14 protein-coding genes are annotated in these 20,341 nt (G+C 73.8%); 8 read left to right on the forward strand and 6 right to left on the reverse strand.

Annotated features, from left to right (window positions below; translation table 11 throughout):
- Positions 1–57 precede the first annotated feature (57 nt).
- Positions 58–2,394, reverse strand: coding sequence for a glycoside hydrolase family 3 N-terminal domain-containing protein (locus tag ACFYVL_RS05890; protein WP_389241568.1), 2,337 nt, complete (start codon positions 2,392–2,394; stop codon positions 58–60).
- 251 nt (positions 2,395–2,645) lie between these two features.
- On the opposite strand from ACFYVL_RS05890, the gene ACFYVL_RS05895 reads away from it, so the two are divergent.
- Positions 2,646–3,770, forward strand: a complete 1,125-nt coding sequence (locus ACFYVL_RS05895) for a hypothetical protein (protein WP_389241569.1) — start codon at positions 2,646–2,648, stop codon at positions 3,768–3,770.
- Positions 3,771–3,829: 59 nt separating this feature from the next.
- Here ACFYVL_RS05895 and ACFYVL_RS05900 read toward each other — a convergent pair whose 3' ends face one another.
- The 3 genes from ACFYVL_RS05900 to ACFYVL_RS05910 all read right to left on the reverse strand — a co-directional run bounded on the left by ACFYVL_RS05900 (position 3,830) and on the right by ACFYVL_RS05910 (position 5,915).
- Entirely contained in the window at positions 3,830–4,654 is an 825-nt protein-coding gene (locus ACFYVL_RS05900) for an SAM-dependent methyltransferase (RefSeq protein ID WP_389241570.1), read from the reverse strand.
- A 76-nt stretch (positions 4,655–4,730) separates the two neighbouring features.
- On the reverse strand, positions 4,731–4,946 hold the full coding sequence (locus tag ACFYVL_RS05905) for a DUF397 domain-containing protein (protein ID WP_389241801.1): 216 nt from the start codon (positions 4,944–4,946) through the stop codon (positions 4,731–4,733).
- Between the two features lie 108 nt (positions 4,947–5,054).
- A complete protein-coding gene (locus ACFYVL_RS05910; RefSeq protein WP_389241571.1) occupies positions 5,055–5,915 on the reverse strand; it encodes a helix-turn-helix domain-containing protein in 861 nt (286 codons plus the stop codon).
- Positions 5,916–6,153: 238 nt separating this feature from the next.
- On the opposite strand from ACFYVL_RS05910, the gene ACFYVL_RS05915 reads away from it, so the two are divergent.
- From ACFYVL_RS05915 to ACFYVL_RS05945, 7 genes are all read left to right on the forward strand, one after another.
- On the forward strand, positions 6,154–6,618 hold the full coding sequence (locus ACFYVL_RS05915; RefSeq protein WP_389241572.1) for an ATP-binding protein: 465 nt from the start codon (positions 6,154–6,156) through the stop codon (positions 6,616–6,618).
- Positions 6,615–7,034, forward strand: a complete 420-nt coding sequence (locus tag ACFYVL_RS05920) for a hypothetical protein (RefSeq protein ID WP_389241573.1) — start codon at positions 6,615–6,617, stop codon at positions 7,032–7,034. The genes ACFYVL_RS05915 and ACFYVL_RS05920 overlap by 4 nt, the downstream gene beginning before the upstream one ends.
- Positions 7,035–7,149: 115 nt before the next feature.
- Positions 7,150–10,935: a WGR and DUF4132 domain-containing protein gene (locus ACFYVL_RS05925; RefSeq protein WP_389241574.1), complete on the forward strand. Its 3,786-nt coding sequence runs from the start codon at positions 7,150–7,152 to the stop codon at positions 10,933–10,935.
- Positions 10,932–12,047, forward strand: a complete 1,116-nt coding sequence (locus ACFYVL_RS05930) for an AAA family ATPase (protein WP_389241575.1) — start codon at positions 10,932–10,934, stop codon at positions 12,045–12,047. Before ACFYVL_RS05925 ends, ACFYVL_RS05930 begins: the two co-directional genes overlap by 4 nt.
- Positions 12,044–14,524: a DUF5682 family protein gene (locus ACFYVL_RS05935; RefSeq protein ID WP_389241576.1), complete on the forward strand. Its 2,481-nt coding sequence runs from the start codon at positions 12,044–12,046 to the stop codon at positions 14,522–14,524. The genes ACFYVL_RS05930 and ACFYVL_RS05935 overlap by 4 nt, the downstream gene beginning before the upstream one ends.
- 182 nt (positions 14,525–14,706) lie before the next feature.
- Positions 14,707–15,888: a VWA domain-containing protein gene (locus tag ACFYVL_RS05940; RefSeq protein ID WP_389241577.1), complete on the forward strand. Its 1,182-nt coding sequence runs from the start codon at positions 14,707–14,709 to the stop codon at positions 15,886–15,888.
- Positions 15,885–18,485 (forward strand): hypothetical protein, encoded by a 2,601-nt coding sequence (locus ACFYVL_RS05945; protein ID WP_389241578.1) that lies wholly within the window; start codon positions 15,885–15,887, stop codon positions 18,483–18,485. The genes ACFYVL_RS05940 and ACFYVL_RS05945 overlap by 4 nt, the downstream gene beginning before the upstream one ends.
- Here the strand turns inward: ACFYVL_RS05945 and ACFYVL_RS05950 are convergent.
- On the reverse strand, positions 18,461–19,039 hold the full coding sequence (locus tag ACFYVL_RS05950; protein ID WP_389241802.1) for a thioesterase family protein: 579 nt from the start codon (positions 19,037–19,039) through the stop codon (positions 18,461–18,463). The genes ACFYVL_RS05945 and ACFYVL_RS05950 overlap by 25 nt on opposite strands.
- A gap of 131 nt (positions 19,040–19,170) precedes the next feature.
- Positions 19,171–20,163, reverse strand: coding sequence for a 3-hydroxyacyl-CoA dehydrogenase NAD-binding domain-containing protein (locus tag ACFYVL_RS05955; RefSeq protein ID WP_389241579.1), 993 nt, complete (start codon positions 20,161–20,163; stop codon positions 19,171–19,173).
- Positions 20,164–20,341: the final 178 nt, after the last annotated feature.

Consider the following 20,341-nt stretch of genomic DNA (forward strand, 5'->3'; position numbering starts at 1 on the left):
CCCGGCCCGCAGGACGTCCTGCGGGCCGGGCCCCTTCCGTGTCCCCCTCCGGGCCGGTCAGGTGACCTTCAGCGTCGCCTTGGCCGTGGCCAGCGCGCTCGTCCCGGCGTACACGTCGAAGTCGCCCTCCTCCACGACGAACCTCCCGTCCTCGGAGTTGGTCCAGAAGCCGAGGTCGTCGGCGCCGAGCGAGAACCGTACGGTCGTGCTCCTGCCCGCGGCGAGCGTCACCCGGCGGAAGCCGCGCAGCTTGCGCACCGGCTGCACGACGCTCGCGAACCGGTCGTGCACATAGAGCTGCACCACTTCGTCGCCCTCGCGGTCCCCGGTGTTGGTGAGGGTCACCGCGACCTCGACGGTGTCGCCGCCGCGCAGCGCGCGGGCCGGGACCGAGCCGCGGCTCAGCTTGGGTGCGCCGGTCTCGAAGGTGGTGTAGCTGAGCCCGTGGCCGAAGGCGAACTGGGGGCCTTCGGGGAGGTCCAGGTACTTGGAGGTGTACTTGTTGTCCGGGTCGTAGGGCCGCCCCGTGGACTCGTGGTTGTAGTAGAGGGGGATCTGGCCGACCGTACGGGGGAAGGTCACCGGGAGCTTGCCGCCCGGGTTGACCTTGCCGAACAGGACGTCGGCGACCGCGTTGCCCGCCTCGGTGCCGCCGTGCCAGGCCTCCAGTACGGCGGGCGCGGAGCCCAGCCAGTCGCCGAGGGTGAGCGGCCGGCCGTTGACGAGGACGACCACGAAGGGCCTGCCGGTCGCGGCGACGGCGGCGATCAGCCGCTCCTGGTCGCCGGGCAGGCCGATGTCGGACCGGGCGGCAGCCTCGCCGCTGAGCGCGGAGGCCTCGCCGACGACGACCACGGTGACGTCGGCGGCCTTCGCCGCGGCGACGGCCGCCGGAATCCCGCCGGTGTCCTTGCCGTCGGCATCGACGCCCTGGGCGTACGTCACCTTGGCGCCCGGCAGCGCGGCCCTGACCCCGGCGAGCACCGTGACCGCGGGTGCCGTCTTCGCGGCGAACGGGAACGCCCACGCGCCCAGCAGGTCCGGGGAGTCCGCGAACGGGCCGACGACGGCCACCGACCCGGTGCCGGGCGCGAGCGGAAGCGCCTTCTTCTCGTTCTTCAGCAGCACCATGGACCGGGCTGCGGTGTCGCGGGCGGCCCTGCGGGCGGCGGGCGTGGGCTCCTGGACGACCGCCTTCTCGTCGACGTACGGGTTGTCGAACAGGCCGAGTTCGTACTTGAGGCGCAGCACGCGGCGGACCGCGTCGTCGAGGCGCCGCTCGGAGATCCTGCCCTCGCGCAGCAGCTTCTTGCCGTTGACGGCCAGGTGGGTGCTGGTCATCTCCATGTCGACGCCGGCGTTGAGCCCGAGGCGGGCGGCCTCGGCTCCGTCGGCGGCGAAGCCGTGCGGGATGAGTTCCTGGACGCCGGTCCAGTCGCTGACGACGAAGCCGTCGAAGCCCCACTCGTCCTTGAGGATGCCGGTGAGGGTGTGCGCGTTGCCGTGCGCGGGGACGCCGTTGATGGTGTTGAAGGAGGCCATCACGGTGGCGCAGCCCGCGTCGAGTGCGGCCTTGAACGGCGGCAGGTAGTGGTTGCGCAACTGCGATTCGGAGACGGTGACCGTGTTGTAGTCGCGTCCGCCCTCGGCGCCGCCGTAGGCGACGAAGTGCTTGGCGCAGGCGGCGAGGCGGTCCTTGGCGGCGAGGTCGCGGCCCTTGTCGGTGCCCTGGTAGGCGGTGACCTTGGCGGCGGCGAACACGGAGGTGAGGTAGGGGTCCTCGCCGTTGCCCTCGGCGATGCGGCCCCAGCGGGGCTCGTGGGTGACGTCCATCATCGGGGCGAACGTCCAGTGGATGCCGTGGGAGCGGGCCTCCCGTGCGGAGACCTCGGCGTCGGTGGCGGCGACCCGGGGGTCGAAGGAGGCGGCCTGGGCCAGCGGGACGGGGAACGTCGTCCACATGCCGTGAATGATGTCGAAGCCGTAGAGCAGCGGGATGCCGAGGCGGGTCTCCTCGACGGCGATCTTCTGCAGGGCGTTGTTGGCCTTGCCGCCGTAGATGGAGAGGACGGAGCCGAGCCGTCCGGCGCGCACCGCCCTGGTGGCCTCCTCGGTGCCGCCACCGCCGGGTCCGGTGTCCCAGGACCAGGGCAGCTGCTGGAGCTGGCCGAACTTCTCCTCCACGGTCATCCTGCGCAGCAGGGCGGAGATCTCCCGCTCGTGGCGGCCCTTGGCGTCGCCGGGCCCGGGGACGGGGGCCGCGGGTGCGGCGCCTGCCGCACTCCCGGCGGCGGACGCTTCCGCCGGGGCCGCCTGTGCCGTCCCGGTCACCGCGCCCGCCGCCACCGTGCCGCCGAACGCGGCCAGGACACTGCGTCGTCTCACACCACTCATGCGTTCACCCTCTGAAGAATTTCAGCCATGAAGTAACTGCGGATCATCAAGTGTTGAGTGGAAGCTAGGTGGTGGGTACCAGTGGGTCAAGAGTGTCGGCAGTGACGGCACGGGGGTGTCTCCACACGTCTGCCGCGCACGGGGCGGCGCGCGGGATTTCAACTTCACCACCCGAACGACCACTTGAGGAGCGACGACACCCGCCTCTAGCCTTCGCTGCGCGGCAACCGTGACGGCAGAGAGGCACCGACATGGCCGAGGCGTGGTCCGGGGACGGGGTCGGGGCGCTCTCCGACGAGGAGATACGCGAGGCGGTCCGGCGGAGGCTGAAGCCCGGCCTGTCCGCCGCGACGGCGAAGATCGCGGCCCTGCACCGGAGCAGGTGCACCGTCGTCCATCTCAGCGAGCACCGCCGCGAGGAGGAGCGGGCCGTGGACGGTCCGCCGCCCAAGGTCGTCCTCGGGCTCAAGGTGTACGACGACCTGGACACCGCGCAGGTGCCCGCGCCCCGCAGCGTGGACGACACCTCCACCACCCGGCTGCTGCTGCGCGAGAGCCTGCGGGAGACCCCTTGCGTGTGCGGGGGCTCGGGCCGCGCGCAGTGCACCACGTGCGAGGGGGCCACCACGGTGGACTGCCCGCCGAGGCTCGGCTGCAAGGAGTGCGGGGGCACCGCGGACGCCTGCGACGCGTGCGACGGCAAGGGGCGCGTTCGCAAGGGGCGGTTCGTACCGGAGGACGCCCCGCCGGAGGGGCCCGCGTCCCTGGCGCGGGTGAAGTGCGCCAAGTGCCGGCAGCCCGGTGCCGCCTGCCCCGGCTGCCGGGGGCTCGGCGACATCCCGTGCACGCGCTGCGACGCCACCGGGCGGGCGCCCTGCCCCGAGTGCGAGGGAAAGGGCAGCATCACCTGCGCCCGCTGCAAGGGCAAGGGCAGCAGGAGCACCTGGACCGAGGGTCGGGTGGAGCGCGAGCGGGTGGAGAAGGTGGCGGAGCTGCCCGAGCGGCACGCTCCGGGCCGCGCCCGCTGGACGATCAACCGGCACGCGCTGTGGTCGCGCACCGTGCTGGTGGAAGCCGGTGATCCGCTGCCGCACCTGCTGGAGCCCGGTCACCGCCCGGAGCTGGACCGGTTCCGCACGGCCCAGCGGCCCGGCGCGGGAAGGACCGAGCTGCTGCGCACGGTGCGGGTCGAGCAACTGCCGCTCTACCACGTCCGGGTGGCCGAGGCGCCGAACCAGGAGTTCTACGTCTTTCCGTCCCGCGACGGGGTCCGGGTCGCGGTGGCGATGACCACGCAGCGGGCCCAGCTGATCACGGGCGCCGCGGTGGTGGCGGTTCTGCTGGTGCTGGCCGTGCTGCTGCTGGTGGTCCGGTAGGGCACGCCGCGGTGGCCGCCGCGTGGGTGGCGGCCACCGTCGCACGGGCGCGGGGGCGGTCAGGCCTTGCGGGCCACGCCCACCCAGCCGGGGATCGGGGCGTCGCCGCTGACCGGGACGGGCTCGCCCAGCTCGGGGCGCCATTCGGCGGCCAGCGAGACGCCGGGCTCGATCAGCTCGTACTCGTCGAAGAAGCGGGCGACCTCTTCGCGCGAGCGGGGCTGGAGGGTGAGGCCGCGTGCCTTGTACATGGCGGCGGCCTTGGCCGCGCCCTCGGGATCGAAGTCGCGGGCGACGTGCGAGAGCACCAGGTAGCTGCCGCTCGCCAGCCGGTCCATCAGGCTGCGGACGATCTCGTACGCGCCGTCCTCGTCGCCGACGAAGTGCAGCAGCGCGACGAGGGAGAGGGCGATGGGCCGGTCGAAGTCCAGTATCTTCCCGGCGCGTTCGAGGATCTCCTCGGGGCGGCGGGCGTCGGCCTGGATGTACTCGGTGGCGCCCTCGGGGGTGCTGCGCAGGAGTGCCTCGGCGTGGGCGAGCACGATGGGGTCGTTGTCGCAGTAGACGATGCGCGCGTCCGGGGCGGCGGCCTGGGCGATCTGGTGCAGGTTGGGCTCGGTGGGGATGCCGGTGCCGATGTCGAGGAACTGGCGGATGCCGTTCTCGGCGAGCCAGCGGGTGGCGCGGTGCATGACGGCACGGTTGACGCGGGCCATGTCGCGGCCCCTGGAGTCGATGAGGAGGAGCTGCTTGGCCATCTCCTCGTCGACCGGGTAGTTGTCCTTCCCGCCGAGGAACCAGTCGTACATCCGGGCCGGGTGCGGCTTGCTGGTGTCGATCTCGAGGGATGCGGAGCTGCCGGTGGTGCGGTCCTGCCCGGTCATGGGAGTCTCCAGGGGGTCATATGGGGTAAGAAATGCGAAATATGACGCTTCGTCGGGTGAGCCACGGGGTGTGCCGTCAGGTCAACAGGAAGTCTGCCTTGCCGGCCTTCGCTCCCTGGATGAAAGCGGCGATCTCCCCGGGGGTGTAGATGAGGGCGGGACCGTCGGGGTCGGCGGACTGGCGGACGGCGATGCGCCCGTCGGCGAGCTTCATGGTCTCGACGCAGTTGCCGCCGTTGCCGCCGCTCCACGGCTTGGACCAGCCGTCGGTGGGCAGGTCGCCGGCGGGCATGCCGTTGTAGATGCGCCTGCCCTGGCGGCGGTCGGTGCGCCGGTCGCTGCGGCGGTCACCGGCTCGGTCGACGCGGTGGCCGTCGCGGGGTGTGCGGGACATTCGGCTTCAGAGCTCCTTGCGGAAATCCGCGAGGATCTCCTTGGTGCGTGGTGCGGTGGCGGCCTGCGCTGCCATGCGGTCCATGACTTCGAGGTGGGTGGCCACTTCGAGGCGCGCGTCGAGGTAGACGGCACCGGTCAGGTACTCGCTGTAGACCATGTCGGGCAGTTCGGGCACCGCGAAACGGAAGAGGACGAACGGCCCGTACGTGCCGGGGTGCGGCCCGGCGGCGAATTCGGACAGCTGGAGCGTGACGTTGGGCATCTCGGCGGCTTCGAGGAGGCGGTCGAGCTGGGCGCGCATCACATCGGGCCCGCCGGCCGGGCGGCGCAGCGCGGTCTCGTCCATGAGCGCCCACAGGGTCGGTGCGTCGGGGCCGGTGAGCAGCGACTGGCGCTGCATGCGCAGGGCCACGTGCCGCTCCACGTCCTCGGGACGGGTCTGGCCGATGGCTCCGGTGCGCATGACGGCGCGGGCGTAGTCCTCGGTCTGCAGCAGGCCCGGCACGAAGTGCGGGTCGTACGACCTGACCAGGGACGCGGCGCCCTCCAGGCTCACGTACATGCTGAACCAGTCGGGCAGGATGGAGTGGAAGCGCTGCCACCAGCCGGGCCGGTTGGCCTCCTGGGTCAGCTCGACGAAGGCGTCGCAGTCCTCGTCGCTGCTTCCGTAGGCCTTCAGCAGCAGCTGTACATAGGGAATCTTGAGGGTGACCTCGGCGGTCTCCATGCGGCGGACGGTGGCCGGGGCGACGTGCAGCACCTTGGCGGCCTCGTCGCGGCTGAGCCCCGCGCGTTCGCGCAGGTCCTGGAGCCGTTTGCCGAGCACGACCTGGCCGACGGTCGGGGCGGACCGCGGTTCACTCATGAATGACCTCCCCGTAACTCACCGTCACTGATTGCCCGTTGTTCTCACGTGCTGTTGCGATGCAGTGTGCCACGCGTTCCTGATCTCCGAAACGACACTCTGGAATTTTCAGAGTGCCTCTTGCCAAGTGAAGAGGGCAGAGGGAGAGTTGTGGCGTGAACTGGTTCACGCGGCTGCCGCGCACCACACCGGGGGAGGCGGTGCGCGGCAGTCGCTCCCCCATGGTGAGGATGCGGTCGTGGTACCTGGCTCCACGCTCTTTCCCCAGGTCATGGGCCCGATTCAGGGGGCCCGTGTCCGGCGGTTCGGTTTTGCGCTGCCCGCGTGTCCGGAGTCCGTTGCCCGCGCACGGCATCTGACGACGGACCGGCTCGCGTACTGGGGACTCTTCGCGGACGTCGGCGACACGGCCGCGCTGGTGGTCTCCGAACTGGTCACCAACGCGGTGATCCACACGGGGAGCGAGCGGGTCCGGTGCGAGCTGTCCGACCGGGACGGCAGACTGCGAATATCCGTGCAGGACGAAGGGGTCGGCGCCGACGGTCCGACGCTGCGCCGCAAGGCCGACACGGAGACCTCCGGCGAGCACGGGCGCGGCCTGTTCCTCGTCGACGCGATGTGCGACACCTGGGGTTCGCACGAGTACGACGCGGAGTCCGGCAGAACGGTGTGGGCCGAACTGACCCACAGTGGTACCCGATGAGCCACCGGCTGGCGGACCGGCTGACCCGGATGCGCCGCTCCGGCGCCGGGGCGGGCGGCTCCTCCCGGCTGCTGCTGCCGCCCGGCAAGGACCACACCCCGCTCGGCTGCGACGCCGTGGGGCTGCCCGCGCGGCACGGCCAGCGGCTGCTCAAGCAGTTGTCCCGGCCCGGCTGCGTGTTCGCCGACGCGGACCGCTGGTGGTGGATCGTGCCGTCCGGCTCCGACCTCGGCCTGCCGTGGCCCGAGCCCGCGGAGTACGCAGCGGGGGCCTACGTCGGGACCGCGCGCCCGCGCCTGATCCACTCCCCCGAGGGCTCCGCCCCGTACACCCCGCCCATCCCGCTGTACCTGATGGTGTGCCGGCTGACCGGGACCACCCCGGTGTGGGCCGGCGGACTGCCCGCCTCCCGCTGAACCTGCCGCCGACCTGCGGGAACTCGACCGCACGGGGCGTTGTCAGTGCTGCTCGTTACTGTGTTCGTACTTGATCAGCGGGCGGCCGGCTGCCGTCCGGTACGGGCACGATGGGGTGGGCACTGTGGGGCGCTGGGAGTACGTCGAGGCCGGCTCGGCCAAGTTCTGGGAGGCCGCCGCCGAAGGGCCCGCCCTGACGGTGCGGTACGGACGGATCGGCTCGGACGGCCGGACCCAGGTGAAGGAACACCCGACCGCCGAGGCCGCCTCGGCGGCACTGGCGAAGCTGGTGGCCGAGAAGGAGCGCAAGGGGTACGTGGCGGTGGGTGCGGCGGCTCCGGCCGCTGCCGCCGCCCCGGTTGCCGCCGGACGCTCCGCCTCGGCCGGTCCCGCTGTCCCGTCCGGCCCGTCCGCCCAGGCCGCCCCGGCCGATGTCTCCTCCGCCGCTCCCGCCGAGCCGGAGGTGGTGATTCCGGACGAGCGGACCTTCGTGCTCCCGTCGTCGTGGCGGCGGGTGCTGCACCCCCGGCGCGGGGGCGTCCCGCGCAAACCGGCGGCGCCGTCGGCCTCCGCCGTCGCACAGTTCGCCTCGCTCCTCGCGCAGCACTCCGCCGAGATCGACGCCTGCCTGGGTTCTGAGGTCGGCGACGCCCGGCTCGTCGAGGCGGCCCGGCGGCATCTGGCCGGCTCCCCCGACCCGGTCGGAGCGGGTGCGGTGCTGGCGCTGCTCCCCCGCGAGGCGGAGCGGCTGTGGGCCGACGCCCTGGTCGAGCAGCACGGACTGCCCTTCGCGGCCCGGACGGTCGTCGAGTACCTGGACATCGACGTGGTGCACCACGACCACCGGCGGGGCCGCCTCACCGAGCCGGAACTGCGCAGGATCCCCGAGGGCCAGGGCTACTACGCGGTGCACTGCCGCCGCCCCACCGCCGAACGGGTGCGCGCCCTGCTCGCCGCCGCCGACGACGCCACGTACCGGCAGGCCGTCGAAGCGGTCGGCCGGCAGCTGGGCACGGGGCGGCGCCGGATCGTGGCGGCGTTCCTGCTGCCGACGGAGAGCGCCTGGGTGGACGCCTGCTGCGCCGAGCCCGGCGCCGACGGCGAACAGGCGGGCGCCGTGCGCGCCCTGCTGATGTGCGCACTGGGTTCGGCCGACCAGCTGCGGGAGCTCGGCGGGAACCACTCGCTCGGCTGGCAGGGCTGGTCGGTGGCCATGATCGCCACCCTGGCCGAGGGCATCGGCACCGCGGCGGTGGCTCCGCTGGCTTCGCAGCTCGACCAGTCCCACGCGTACACCGACGAGCTGCGGCTGATCGCGAAGGCGCTCGCCGAGTTCCCCACCGACGAGGCGTTCTCGGCGCTGCTCCGGCGGGCGGACGACAAGTACGTGGGCCCGGCGCTCCAGGAGGCGGCGGCACGGTGGCCGGTGCGGGCCCTGCGGCTGATGGCGGCGGAGTCGCTGCGCACGGGCTCCGCGCGCGCACCGATCGCCCAGCGGCTGCTGCGCGGGCAGGTGCTGGCCCACCGCGCTCTGGTCGAGGCGGTGCTGCCGTCGCTGCCCGAGGACGTCGCGGCGGTGGTGCGCCCGCTGGTCGAAGCGACCGCCGCGCTGCCGGATGCCCCGGCCGACGCGCTGCCCGAGGTGCTGGTCTCGCCGCCCTGGCTGCGTCCGGCGGGTGCCGGGGCGAAGCAGCGTGCCGTGACCGGGCTGACGGCGGACGCGGAGCCGGCCGCGGTGTGGGCGCCCGGCGAGCGGGAGCAGTGGCGCGACACCCAGACCTGGTACGCCCAGGGCTGGCACGGGGAACAGGCGCGCAAGTACGACACGGCCGAGGTGCGCTCGGAGCTGACGAAGACGAAGGCGTCGCCGCAGTCCGCGGTGCTGTTCGCGATGCGGCCCGAGGAAGAGGTGCGGCCGTTCCTGGACTCCTGGGACCCCGACGACCTGTGGGACGGCGAGGAGCTGCTGAAGCCGGTCGCCGGACGGTTCGGGCTGGCCGCGCTGGACATGCTGGTGCGGGTGGTGCCGCGCCGGCCCGCGATGCACGGAGCGCTGCTGATGCCGTTCGTCGACGTGCGGGTGGCCCGGCTGATGGCGGACTGGCTGGTCCGGCTCAAGTCGGTGGCGCCGCTGGCCAGGTCGTGGTTCGCGCGGCACGCCGAGGCGGCTGCCGGGCTGCTGGTGCCGGACGCGGTCGGCGGGGCGGGTGCCGCGCGGAAGGCGGCCGAGCGGGCCCTGCGGCTGATCGCCTCCCAGCGGGGCGCGGACGTGGTGCTGACGGCGGCCACCGGGTACGGGCCGAAGGCCGCCGCCGCCGTGGACGCGCTGCTGCACGCGGACCCGCTGCGCACCGCGCTGCCCGCGAAGCTGCCGGTGGTCGGGGCGTGGGCGGAACCGGGCCTGCTGCCGCAGCTACCGCTGCGCGACGGGAAGGCGGCGCTGCCTCTCGCGTCGGCGCGGCACGTGGTGCTGATGCTGGCGATGTCCAAGCCGCAGGAGCCCTACCCGGGGCTGGCCGCCGTCGAGGAGGTCTGCGACCCGGCGGCACTGGCCGAGTTCGGCTGGGCCCTGTTCGAGGCGTGGCGGCTGGCGGGGCTGCCGGCCAAGGAGAGCTGGGCGCTGCACGCGCTGGGCGCGGTCGGTGACGACGAGACGGTACGGCGGCTGACGCCCGTCCTGCGGGTCTGGCCGGGCGCGGGCGCGCACCACCGGGCCGTGGAGGGCCTGGAGGTGCTGGCCTCGATCGGTTCCGACGTGGCGCTGCTGCACTTGCACGGCATCGCCCAGCGGGTGAAGTTCAAGGCGCTGAAGGCGAAGGCACAGGAGAAGATCGCGGAGGTCGCCGAGGGGCTGGGGCTGACCGCCGAGCAGCTCGCCGACCGGCTGGTGCCGGACTTCGGGCTGGAGGCGGACGGCTCGACGGTCGTCGACTACGGGACGCGGCGGTTCACCGTCGGCTTCGACGAGCAACTGCGCCCCTACGTCCTGGACGCCGACGGCAAGCGGCTCAAGGACCTGCCGAAGCCGGGTGCCAAGGACGACGCGGAGCTGGCCCCCGAGGAGCGCAAGCGGTTCATGGCGTTGAAGAAGGACGTCCGCACGGTCTCCTCGGACCAGGTGCGGCGGCTGGAGGCGGCCATGGTCGCGAGCAGGTCGTGGTCGGCCCAGGAGTTCCGGGAACTGTTCGTGGAGCATCCCCTGATGTGGCACCTGGTGCGCCGGATGGTGTGGGAGTGCCTGCCCGCGGAGGGCCCGGACGGGACTCCGGCGGACGCCGGGGCAGCGGCCGGCACAACCGCCGGTACGCCCGCCGCCGGTTCGGCCCGTGCGGGGACGGCGTTCCGGGTGGCGGAGGACCGTACGTTCGCGGATGTCGAGGAGGACGTGTTCGTCCTGCCCGAGGACGCCTCGGTGCGGCTCGCCCACCCGCTGACGCTGGGCGAGGAGGCGGTGGCCGCCTGGTCCGAGGTGTTCGCCGACTACGAGATCCTCCAGCCGTTCGCCCAGCTGGGGCGCGCCGTGCACCGGCTCACCCCGGAGGAGGCCGCGGGCAGCCGGCTCGCCCGCTTCGAGGGCTTCACCGTGCCGACCACCAAAATGCTCGGGCTGACCAAGCGGGGATGGCGGCGGGGTGTGCCGCAGGACGCCGGCGTGGAGAACGAGATCACCAAGACGCTCGGCGACAACGTGCACCTGGTGATCGACCTGGACGGCGGCATCGCCGTCGGCGCGATCGAGGTGATCCCGGACCAGAAGCTGGCCCACGTCTCCCTGGAGACCGTGCCCAGCAAGTCCTGGTCGCAGCAGGACAGCGGCCTGCGGTTCGGCGACCTGGACCCGGTGGCCGCGTCCGAGCTGCTCGCCGACCTGACGGACCTCACGGAAGGGGCCGTGCGATGAAGGCCGCGGCGGACACGGACCGGGCGGCGGCGCCGCTGCAGCGACCGCCCGCCGAGGTGCGGTACGCCGAGGAGCTGGCCGCGCTGCGCGCCTCGGACACCGACCACCGTCCGCCCGGCTGGGAGTTGAGCCTGCGGGCGGCTCGCCGGTTCGTCGTCGGGGACGCCGAGGCGGGCGTCAGCCGGAAGTTCGTCGGCAACCCCTCCCTGGTGGACCGGGCACTGGTGACCCTCGCGACCAGCCGCGGGCTGATGCTGGTCGGCGAGCCGGGCACCGCCAAGTCGCTGCTTTCCGAGCTGATCGCGGCGGCCGTCAGCGGCACCTCGACACTGACCGTGCAGGGCGGCGCCGCCACCACCGAGGACCAGATCAAGTACGGCTGGAACTACGCCCTGCTGGTGTCGGAGGGCCCCTCCCAGCGGTCGCTGGTGCCCGCGCCGATGCTGCGCGGCATGGCGGAGGGCCGGATCGTCCGGTTCGAGGAGATCACCCGGTGCCCGCTGGAGGTGCAGGACTCACTGCTCTCGCTGCTGTCGGAGCGGGTGGTGGCGGTTCCGGAGCTGGAGGGGCCCGCGGGGATGGTGTTCGCCCGCCAGGGGTTCAACGTGATCGCGACGGCGAACACCCGCGACCGGGGAGTCAACGAGATGAGCGCCGCCCTCAAGCGCCGCTTCAACTTCGAGACCGTCTTCCCGATCCCCGACCTCGACACGGAACTTGCGCTGGTGGAGGCGGAGGCCGCGGCGCTCCTGGAGCGGTCGGGGGTGACGGTGGCACCGGACCGCGACGTGCTGGAGGTGCTGGTCGGTACGTTCCGGGAGCTGCGCACGGGCGGCGACGGCCGCAGCGGCGCGTCCTCGGAGCGGCTGTCGGCCGTGATGAGCACCGCCGAGGCGGTGTCCGTCGCGCACGCGGTCGGGGTGCGGGGGTGGTTCCTGCGCGGTGAGGCGGGCACCGCCGCCGACGTGGTGGCCTGTCTGGCGGGCACCGCGGCGAAGGACAGCCCCGAGGACCTGGCCCGGCTGCGCCGCTTCCTGGAGCAGCAGGCGTCCCGGCGGCGCGGACCGCAGTGGCAGGCCCTGCACGACGCGCGTCATCTGCTGGACGGGTGAGCACGGTGGGCAAGGGCGCGGTGCGGTTCCTGGGGGTGCGGCACCACTCCCCCGCCTGCGCGCGGCTGGTCGCGCGCACGGTGGCCGAGCTGCGTCCGGCGTACGTCCTGGTGGAGGGCCCGGCCGATATGAACGGCAGGCTGGAGGAGCTGCTGCTCGGCCACGATCTGCCGGTCGCGGTGTTCAGCCACTACCGCGACGAGGAGCGCGCGGCCACCTCGTGGACGCCGCTGTGCGACTACTCCCCGGAGTGGGTGGCGCTCACGGCGGGGCGGGCGGCCGGGGCCGAGGTGCGGTTCGTCGATCTGCCCGCCTGGCACCCGGCGTTCGCCGAGCGCACCAACCGGTACGCCGACGCGGAGGCCAGGTACGCCGAGGCCACGGACCGGCTGCGCGAGCGGTTCACGGTGGACTCCGTGGACGCCCTGTGGGACCGCCTGTTCGAGGTGGAGCCGGAAGAAGGGCTGGCGGAACGCCTGGACGCGTACTTCGACCTGGTGCGCGGCGAGGCGGCGGCGGACTCCGGGGACCGGGCCCGCGAGGAGTACATGGCGTCCTGGGTGCGGGCCGCGGCTCGGGCGGCCGGTGACCGGCCGGTGCTGGTGGTGACCGGCGGCTTCCACACGCCCGCGCTCAGGAGGCTCGCCGGGGCGGAGGGGACGGGGGCGGCGGACGCGGTCACGGACCGGACGGCCGGGGCGGGTGGGGGCGTGTGCTGGCCGGAGGTTCCGGTGCCCGCGGACGGGGCGCTGTCCGGGAGTTTCCTGGTGCCCTACTCCTTCCGGCAGTTGGACGCCTTCGCCGGCTACCAGTCGGGTATGCCCTCGCCCGGCTACTACCAGCGGGTGTGGGAGGACGGGGTCGAAGCCGCCGCCGAGGGGCTGACCCGCACGGTCGTCGCACGGCTGCGGGAGCGCCGGCACCCGGTGTCCACCGCGGACCTGATCGCCGCCCGCGCACTCACCGAGGGCCTCACAGCCCTGCGCGGGCATCCCCGCCCCGCCAGGACCGACGTACTGGACGGGCTGGCCGGTGCGCTCGTCGCGGACGACCTGGACCAGCCGCTGCCGTGGACCGGGCGCGGCACGCTCGCCGTCGGCTCGCATCCGGTGGTCGTCGAGATGGTGGCCGCGTGCGGCGGCGACCGCACGGGCAGGCTGCACCCGCTGACCCCCGTGCCGCCGCTGGTGCACGAGGTGGCGGCGGAGCTGGCCGGGCTGCGGATCCGGCCGGACGAGCAGGTGCGGCTGGACCTGGGCGCGGAGCGTGACCTGGCGCGGAGCCGGTTGCTGCACCGGTTGCGGGTGCTCGGCGTACCCGGGCACGAGCGGGTGTCGGGGCCCGCGCACGGGGCGGACCCGGTGTTCACCGAGCGCTGGGAGCCGGGTGACCGGACGGGCCGGGACGCGGCGCTGGTCGAGGCGGGGGCGTACGGCGCACGGCTCGACGAGGCCGCCGCCACCGTTCTCACGGAGCGGGCGCGGGCGGCCGGTCCCGACGGGCTGGCGAGCGCGCTGTTCGACGCGGTGCTGTGCGGAGTGGGCGGGGTGTCCGACCGGCTGCTGTCCGAACTGGCTTCCTCCGTAAGGGAGATGAAGGACCCGGGGCCGCTCGGCGAGGTGCTGGCGACGGCGCTGGGGCTGTGGCGGCACGACCGGCTGTTCGACGTGGCGCGCGGGCCGCTGCTGGGGTCGGTGGTGGATGCCGCGGCGGTCCGGCTGCTGTGGCTGCTCGAAGGGCTGCGCGGTGCGCCGGGGGTGGATCTCGGCCGGTTGCGCGCGGTGGTGGCGCTGCGCGACAGCTGCGTCCACGCGGCACGACTGCTCGGGGTGGAACGGGAAGCGGTGGCCGCGGCGGCCCGGCGGATCTCGCTGGACTCCGCCGCTCCGGCGGACCTGCGGGGCGCCGCCTTCGCGCTGCACCGGGAGTTGGGTGCGGCGACCGGGAGCGCCGGTCCGGCGGAGGCGGTGCGTGGCTTCGCGGGCGCGGGCGGGCTGCTCGGGGACTGGCTGGCGGGCCTGTTCGCCGTGGCGCGGGCGGAGGTGACACGGGACGGTGACGGCGAGGACTCCGACGAGGCGGGCGGTGAAGGCGGGGTCGGCGTGGACGGCGGTGGCGGCGAGGGCCGGGGCGGTGGTGCCGGTCGGGCGGGCGGCACGGGCCGTTCGCTGGTCGGCGTACTGGACTCGATCGTCGGGGCGATGTCGGACGAGGAGTTCCTGGTGGCGCTGCCCTCGCTGCGGCAGGCGTTCGCCTTCTTCCCGCCGCGCGAGCGCGAGCGCATCGCCCGCCGGCTGATGGAACGGCGGGGCGTCCGGGGTTCCGCCAGAGGGCTGTTGCGGACGGGAGCCGATCCGCTGGTGACGGCGCGCGGCCGGGCGCTGGAGGAATCGGTGGACGCGGTGCTCGGAAGATTCGGGCTGGACGCCGTGACCCCCGCCGACGGGGAGCGGGAACGGAAGGGGGCGACCGCATGAGTGAGCGGGGCAGCGAGTGGGGGACGGGGTCCGCCGAGCGGGCGGCGGGAGCGGGTACTGGTGCGGGTGCCAGTGCGGGTACTGGTGCCGGGGCGGGCGCGGGCGCTGGCTCAGGTGCCAGTGCAGGTGCGGGCTCTAGTACCAGTGCAGGTACGGGTGCTGGTACTCGTGCTGGTGCGGGTGTGACGAGGGTGCCCGGTGGCGTCGACCTCGACGTGGACGCCGGACTTGAGCGGTGGCGGTTGATTCTGGGCGAGCCCGCCGAGCGGTGCACCGGCGGGCTGAGTGGCCGGGGAGCCGCGCGGGACGCCGCGTTGGAGTGGCTGTACGGGCGGGATCCGGAGCTGGCCCGGCGCGGTGTACGGGGTTCCGGCGGCGGCGAAGCGGCCCGGGGCGACTCCCGGCAGGGCGGGAACGGCCCGTCAGCGGTGACGGCCGTCGACTGGATCGACGAGGTGCACCGGCTGTTCCCGAAGGAGACCGTGGAACGGCTGGAACGCGATGCCGTCGAGCGGTACGGCATCCAGGAGATCGTCACCGACCCGGCCGTCCTGGAGCGCATCGAGCCCAGTGCGACGCTGCTTCAGGCGGTGCTGCGCACCAAGCACCTGATGAACCCGGAGGTACTGCGCCTGGCCCGGCGGATCGTGGCGCACGTCGTACGGGAGCTGATGGAAAAGCTGAAGCCGGAGGTGCGGCAGGCGTTCTCCGGGACCAGGTCGCGCCGCCCCAGCAGCCACCGCATTGCCCGGAACTTCGACTTCCGTAAGACCCTGCGGGCCAATCTCGCGCACTACCGCCCGGAGGAGAAGCGGCTACTCATCGAGAAGCCGTACTTCCACTCTCGTACGCGGCGGCACCTGGAGCAGTGGCAACTGGTGCTGCTGGTCGACCAGTCGGGGTCGATGGCGAGTTCGGTGATCCACTCGGCGGTGACCGCGGCCTGCCTGTGGGGGCTGCCGGGGCTCAAGACCCATCTGGTCGCCTTCGACACCTCGGTGGTCGACCTGACGAGCGAGGTGACGGACCCGGTCGAGCTGTTGATGCGGGTGCAGTTGGGCGGCGGTACCGACATCGCCCGCGCCGTCGACTACGGCGCGGGGCTGATCGAGAACCCGCGCCGGTGCGTCTTCGCGGTGATCAGCGACTTCTACGAGGGCGGCGACCCGTACCGGCTGGTGCGGACGGTTCGCGGCCTGGTCGAGCAGGGCACGACCGTGCTGGGTCTCGCGGCCCTCGACGAGGCGGCGGATCCGGCGTACGACCGTGAACTGGGGCAGCGCCTCGCCGACGCGGGGGCGCACATGGGGGCGATGACACCGGGGCAGCTGGCCGCGTTCGTCGCGGAGAGGCTGGGCGGATGACGGGGCGCACGACGATGACGGGGCGCACGACTGGGCGGTTGGGCATCACGACTGCTGCCGGGAGCGGTACGGCGGGCGCGGCGGGCACCGGGGCGGTGGCCGTCCGGGCGGATCTGCTCGCGCTCACCCCCGACACCCTGGCCGCGCTCGCCAACCGGGGTCTGGTGAAGCGCGCCACGAAGGAGCTGGACGCGGGGTCCGGCCCCGAACTCTCCGTATCGGCGGACGGGCTGGTAAGGGCGGTGTTCGGGGACGGTACCGAGACCGAACTCCCGCCCGGCGTGGGCCTGGACCCGGGCCGTTGCAGCTGCGCGGCACCGGGGGTGTGCCGCCACCTCGTGGGTCTGGTGCTGGCCTACCAGCGGGATACGGAATCGCGGGGCGCGGGCGAGCAGGACGTGGCTGGCCCGGGAGCGAGTGAGGTGGGCGCGCCCGCGGCCGAGGTGGCTGAGGCGGGCACGGCCGGACACGCGACGGCCGACGCGGAGTCCGCCAACAGGCCGAGGAACGCGAGGCAGGGGACCACCACCTCCGGAACCACGAAGTCCACGGCCACCGACGACGACCGGACCACCGAGACCACCGGGACCGCCGACGCCAAGCCCACCCCGTCCCGAGGCACCGGCCCCAAGGCCCCAGGAGCGAGTCCCGCCGCGTCCCGTTCTACCGGGTCCGAGCACGCGTCCAACTGGTCACCCGGCTGGTCCCCCGGCGGTTTCGACGACGAGGCGTTGCTCACCGCTGTCGGTGCCCGCTCGCTGGCCGCTGCCCGGCGGACCCTTGCCCGGGGGTACGCGGCCCAGGTGCACCGGGGCGGTGCGGACGGTACCGCGCCCTGGGTGGAACTTCCCACCTGTACCGTGCGGTTCCCGGTGCCGGGCGAGATCGGGTACGCCCTGACGGACGCCACGGCCACCCTGCGGGGCGAGATGCTGGCGCTGGCGGTCTGGGCGTTCCGCGCCGCCGACGCCGAGGGCGCCGCCACGGACGGCACCGCTACAGACCGCACCACGGCGCACGGCCCAATGACGAACCGCACCACGACGGACCGCACCACGACGCACGGCACCACCCCTGAACCCACCGCCCCTCGACCGGCCGCCTCTGGACCCGCTGCCCCCGGACCCGCCACCCCTCGACCCACCACCCCGGCGCCGGACACCAAGGCCGGGGCGACCGTCACCGTCCGAGTCCGCGTCGGCGGCACAGGCAGCCCTCGGCCCACCGTCGCTTCGGCCGCCGCGCTGGACAGGGCCGTCGACGCGGTGGGCGATCTCCTCCTCGAAGGGGTCGCGCACGCGGGGCCGCTGCTCGGCGGTGCCCTGCGCCGGACCGGGAAGAAGCTGGCCGCCGCATCCCTGCACTGGCCGGCCGGTGTGGTCGACGACCTCGCCGAACAGCTGGCGGCGTACGAGTCCCGGAGCGCCGGGTACCGGGCCGAGGACTTCGCCGCGCTCGCCGGGGAGTTGTACGCGAGACAGCGCGCCGCCCTCGCCGACCCCGGGGCGCGGGCCGATGTGCTGGGCGTCCGGGAGGCCGGGGAGACACCGCTGCGGCGGGTGCGGCTCACCTCGCTGGGCTGCCGGGTGCGCGAGTCGGGCAACAGCGGCGGGGAGGATGCCGGGACGACAGTCGAGGTGTACTTCGCGCACCCCGACGCGGGGGTGGTGCTGGTGCTCCGCAAGGAGTGGCCGCACACCGACGGCCGGCCCCTCGGCGGCCCCGAGCTGGCCGCCCGGCGTCTGGCCGGGACGACGTTGCGGGCGCTCGCCTCGGGCAGTCTGATCAGCGAGTCCGCACGGCGTACGGCGAGCCGCTCGCTGTCGCTGGCCCGCGGCAGGATCTCCAGCACGACCGTCGTGCCCGCCGGTTCGTCCTGGAAGGACCTGCCCGCATCGCTCCTCGTGCGGGACCTCGCCGCGTACGCGTCGGCCCTGGACGGGCAGCCGCCGCGGCTGATCCGGCCGCGCGTCGAGGCCGAGACGGTACGGGTGGTGGAGCTGTCACGGATCGGCCCAGCGTCCTACGACCCGGCCGAACAGCGGCTGGAGGTCGAGGTGCGGGACGCGGTGGGCACCTCCGCGCTGGTCACCGCGACGTACGACCCGCTCTGCCCCGGTGCGTTGGACGTGCTGGCCGGGGTGCTGGCGGAGGGCGGTGAGGTGCGGTACGTCAGTGGGGTGCTGTCGCGCTCCGGCGGCCGGATCCGCATCGATCCGCTGGCGGTGCTGACCCCGGACGGGGTGGTGACCGTACCGGATCTGACGGCGGCGGCCCCGACCGTCCTCACCGACGGCGGTGGGGCGGGCGGCCCCACCGCCGATCCGGTGACCGCGGTGCTGGACGACGCGCTCGGGGCCTTGGCCGAGGCCGCGCACCACGGGCTGCGCCGTCCGCCGACCTCGGTGCGTTCCCGGCTGGAGGACGCGGCGGCCCGGCTGGCCCGGTGCGGTCTCGACCGGGCGGCCGGACTCGTCCGGGACCTGCTGGCGGCGCTCCCGCTCGGCGGCTCCGCCGCCCGTACCGCCTGGGCGGACGCGCAGATCCGGCTGGCGGTGAGCGCCGAACTCCATCAGGAGCGCGGGGTGGGCACCTGAACGATGGAGCGGCCCGCCCAGGCGGGGGCGTCCTCGGTGAGGGAGACCAGCCGGGCGCGGACCGCCTCGGGGAACGGGGCGGCCCGGCCCGCCTGCTGGTCGACGTGGACGGCGAGGAGTTCGGTGGTGGCCACCGGCTCGGCCTCGGTCGGGAGGGTCGCGGGCGACGGGTCCTCGATGCCCTTGACGCTCTCCGTGCCCTCGACGCCCTCGGTGGGGTGCGGGTCCGCCACGACGAACAGCTCGTGCGCGAAGCGGACCTTCTTGGCGTCGGCGCCCAGCACCCGGGTGCGGACGGCGAGCCTGGCGCCCTCGGGGACGTCCTTGAGGTACCGGAGGTGCGCCTCGACCGTGTAGAGGGAGCAGCCGGTGCGCTCGCGGTAGCCCGCGTGGAGGCCGGTCTCGATCATCATGGCATCGGTGGCATAGCCGAAGACGAGGACGTAGAAGGCCTCGCTCATATGGCCGTTGTAGTCGATCCATTCGGGCCGCACGGTGTGGTGGACCAGCGGCAGGCAGTCGACGACGCCGTCGAGTTCGGTCGTGTCCGTCACGTCGGCCTCGGCCGCGGACCCGCGTAGGGACCCGTCAGCGCCCTGGGCGGCCGGGCGTTCGGCGGCGGACCCGTCGGCCACCGGGGCGGCCGGGCGCTCCGCGGCGGACCCGGTGGCGGTGTGCGTCTCGCTCACTTGGCCTCCTTCTCGGTGCGCTGCTGCGGCAGACGGCCCGTCGCGCGCAGTACGTCGATGACGCCCTGGTCGCGTTCGGCGACGAGGTCCGCGATGGTGCGGCCGTCCGCCGCCTCGTCGCAGCCCGCGACCACGTCGTCGTACAGCTTCCTGTCGAGTTCCGGTGCTTCGAGCCGGGTCCACGGGGACTTCAGCGAGGGGCCGAAGTGGTCGAGCATGTGGGCCATGCCGCCTTCTCCGCCGGCGAGCGCGAAGGTGAGCATCGGGCCCATGAACGCCCAGCGCAGTCCGGGTCCTTCGGTGATGGAGTCGTCGATCTCGCGGACGGTGGCCTCGCCGTTGGCGACCATGTGCAGCGCCTCGCGCCACAGGGCTTCCTGGAGGCGGTTGGCGATGAAGCCGGGGACCTCGCGCTGCATGGTGATGACGGACTTGCCAGCGACCTCGTAGAAGCGCGACGCCCAGGCGACGGCGTCCGGGGTGGTCCGCTCGCCGCCGACGACCTCGACGAGCGGGATCAGGTACGGCGGGTTGAACGGGTGGCCGACCACGAGACGGCCGGGATCGGCGGCTTCCGTCTGCATGTCGGTCATCGGGTAGCCGGAGGTGGAGGAGGCGATCACCACTCCGGCGGGGGTCGCGGCGTCCAGCCGGGCGAGCAGGTCGCGCTTCAGCTCCAGCTTCTCGGGCGCGCTCTCCTGGACGAACTGGGCCTCCGTAACGGCCTCTTCGAGGGTGGCGGTGACGGTGAGTCGGTCCGGCGACGCACCGTCCGCGAGCCCGAGCTGTACGAGGGCGGGCCAGGCGGCGTCGACGAGGCGGCGCAGCTTCTGCTCGGCGTCTGGGGCCGGGTCCCAGGCGGTGACGTCGTAGCCGCGGGCCAGGTAGTGGGCGACCCAGCCGCCGCCGATGACACCGGCGCCGACACAGGCGACACGGCGTACGTCCTCGGGGGCGCAGGGGGCCGCGGGCACGGGGGCAGGACTCATGGTGGGGGGAACTCCTCGCGGATGAGGGGGTGTTGAGACTTCGGGGGGCGGGAACCGAAAATCCGGGGATCATGGACCCAAGGGGTCACAGGTTCACGGTGACCACGGGGGCCACAGGGATCCGGAGATCAACGGGACCTAGGGAATCCGGTCGGCGGAAAAACGGGCCGCAGCAATG

The sequence above is a fragment of the Streptomyces sp. NPDC004111 genome (assembly GCF_042874215.1).
GTDB lineage: Bacteria > Actinomycetota > Actinomycetes > Streptomycetales > Streptomycetaceae > Streptomyces.

Excerpts from the sequence above, each read along its gene's own strand:
- ACFYVL_RS05890 (WP_389241568.1), bottom strand. The coding sequence starts at position 2,394 with ATGAGTGGTGTGAGACGACGCAGTGTCCTGGCCGCGTTCGGCGGCACG.
- ACFYVL_RS05895 (WP_389241569.1), top strand. The coding sequence starts at position 2,646 with ATGGCCGAGGCGTGGTCCGGGGACGGGGTCGGGGCGCTCTCCGACGAG.
- ACFYVL_RS05905 (WP_389241801.1), bottom strand. The coding sequence starts at position 4,946 with ATGCCCGCCGGCGACCTGCCCACCGACGGCTGGTCCAAGCCGTGGAGC.
- ACFYVL_RS05930 (WP_389241575.1), top strand. The coding sequence starts at position 10,932 with ATGAAGGCCGCGGCGGACACGGACCGGGCGGCGGCGCCGCTGCAGCGA.
- ACFYVL_RS05910 (WP_389241571.1), bottom strand. The coding sequence starts at position 5,915 with ATGAGTGAACCGCGGTCCGCCCCGACCGTCGGCCAGGTCGTGCTCGGC.
- ACFYVL_RS05945 (WP_389241578.1), top strand. The coding sequence starts at position 15,885 with ATGACGGGGCGCACGACGATGACGGGGCGCACGACTGGGCGGTTGGGC.
- ACFYVL_RS05900 (WP_389241570.1), bottom strand. The coding sequence starts at position 4,654 with ATGACCGGGCAGGACCGCACCACCGGCAGCTCCGCATCCCTCGAGATC.
- ACFYVL_RS05955 (WP_389241579.1), bottom strand. The coding sequence starts at position 20,163 with ATGAGTCCTGCCCCCGTGCCCGCGGCCCCCTGCGCCCCCGAGGACGTA.
- ACFYVL_RS05920 (WP_389241573.1), top strand. The coding sequence starts at position 6,615 with ATGAGCCACCGGCTGGCGGACCGGCTGACCCGGATGCGCCGCTCCGGC.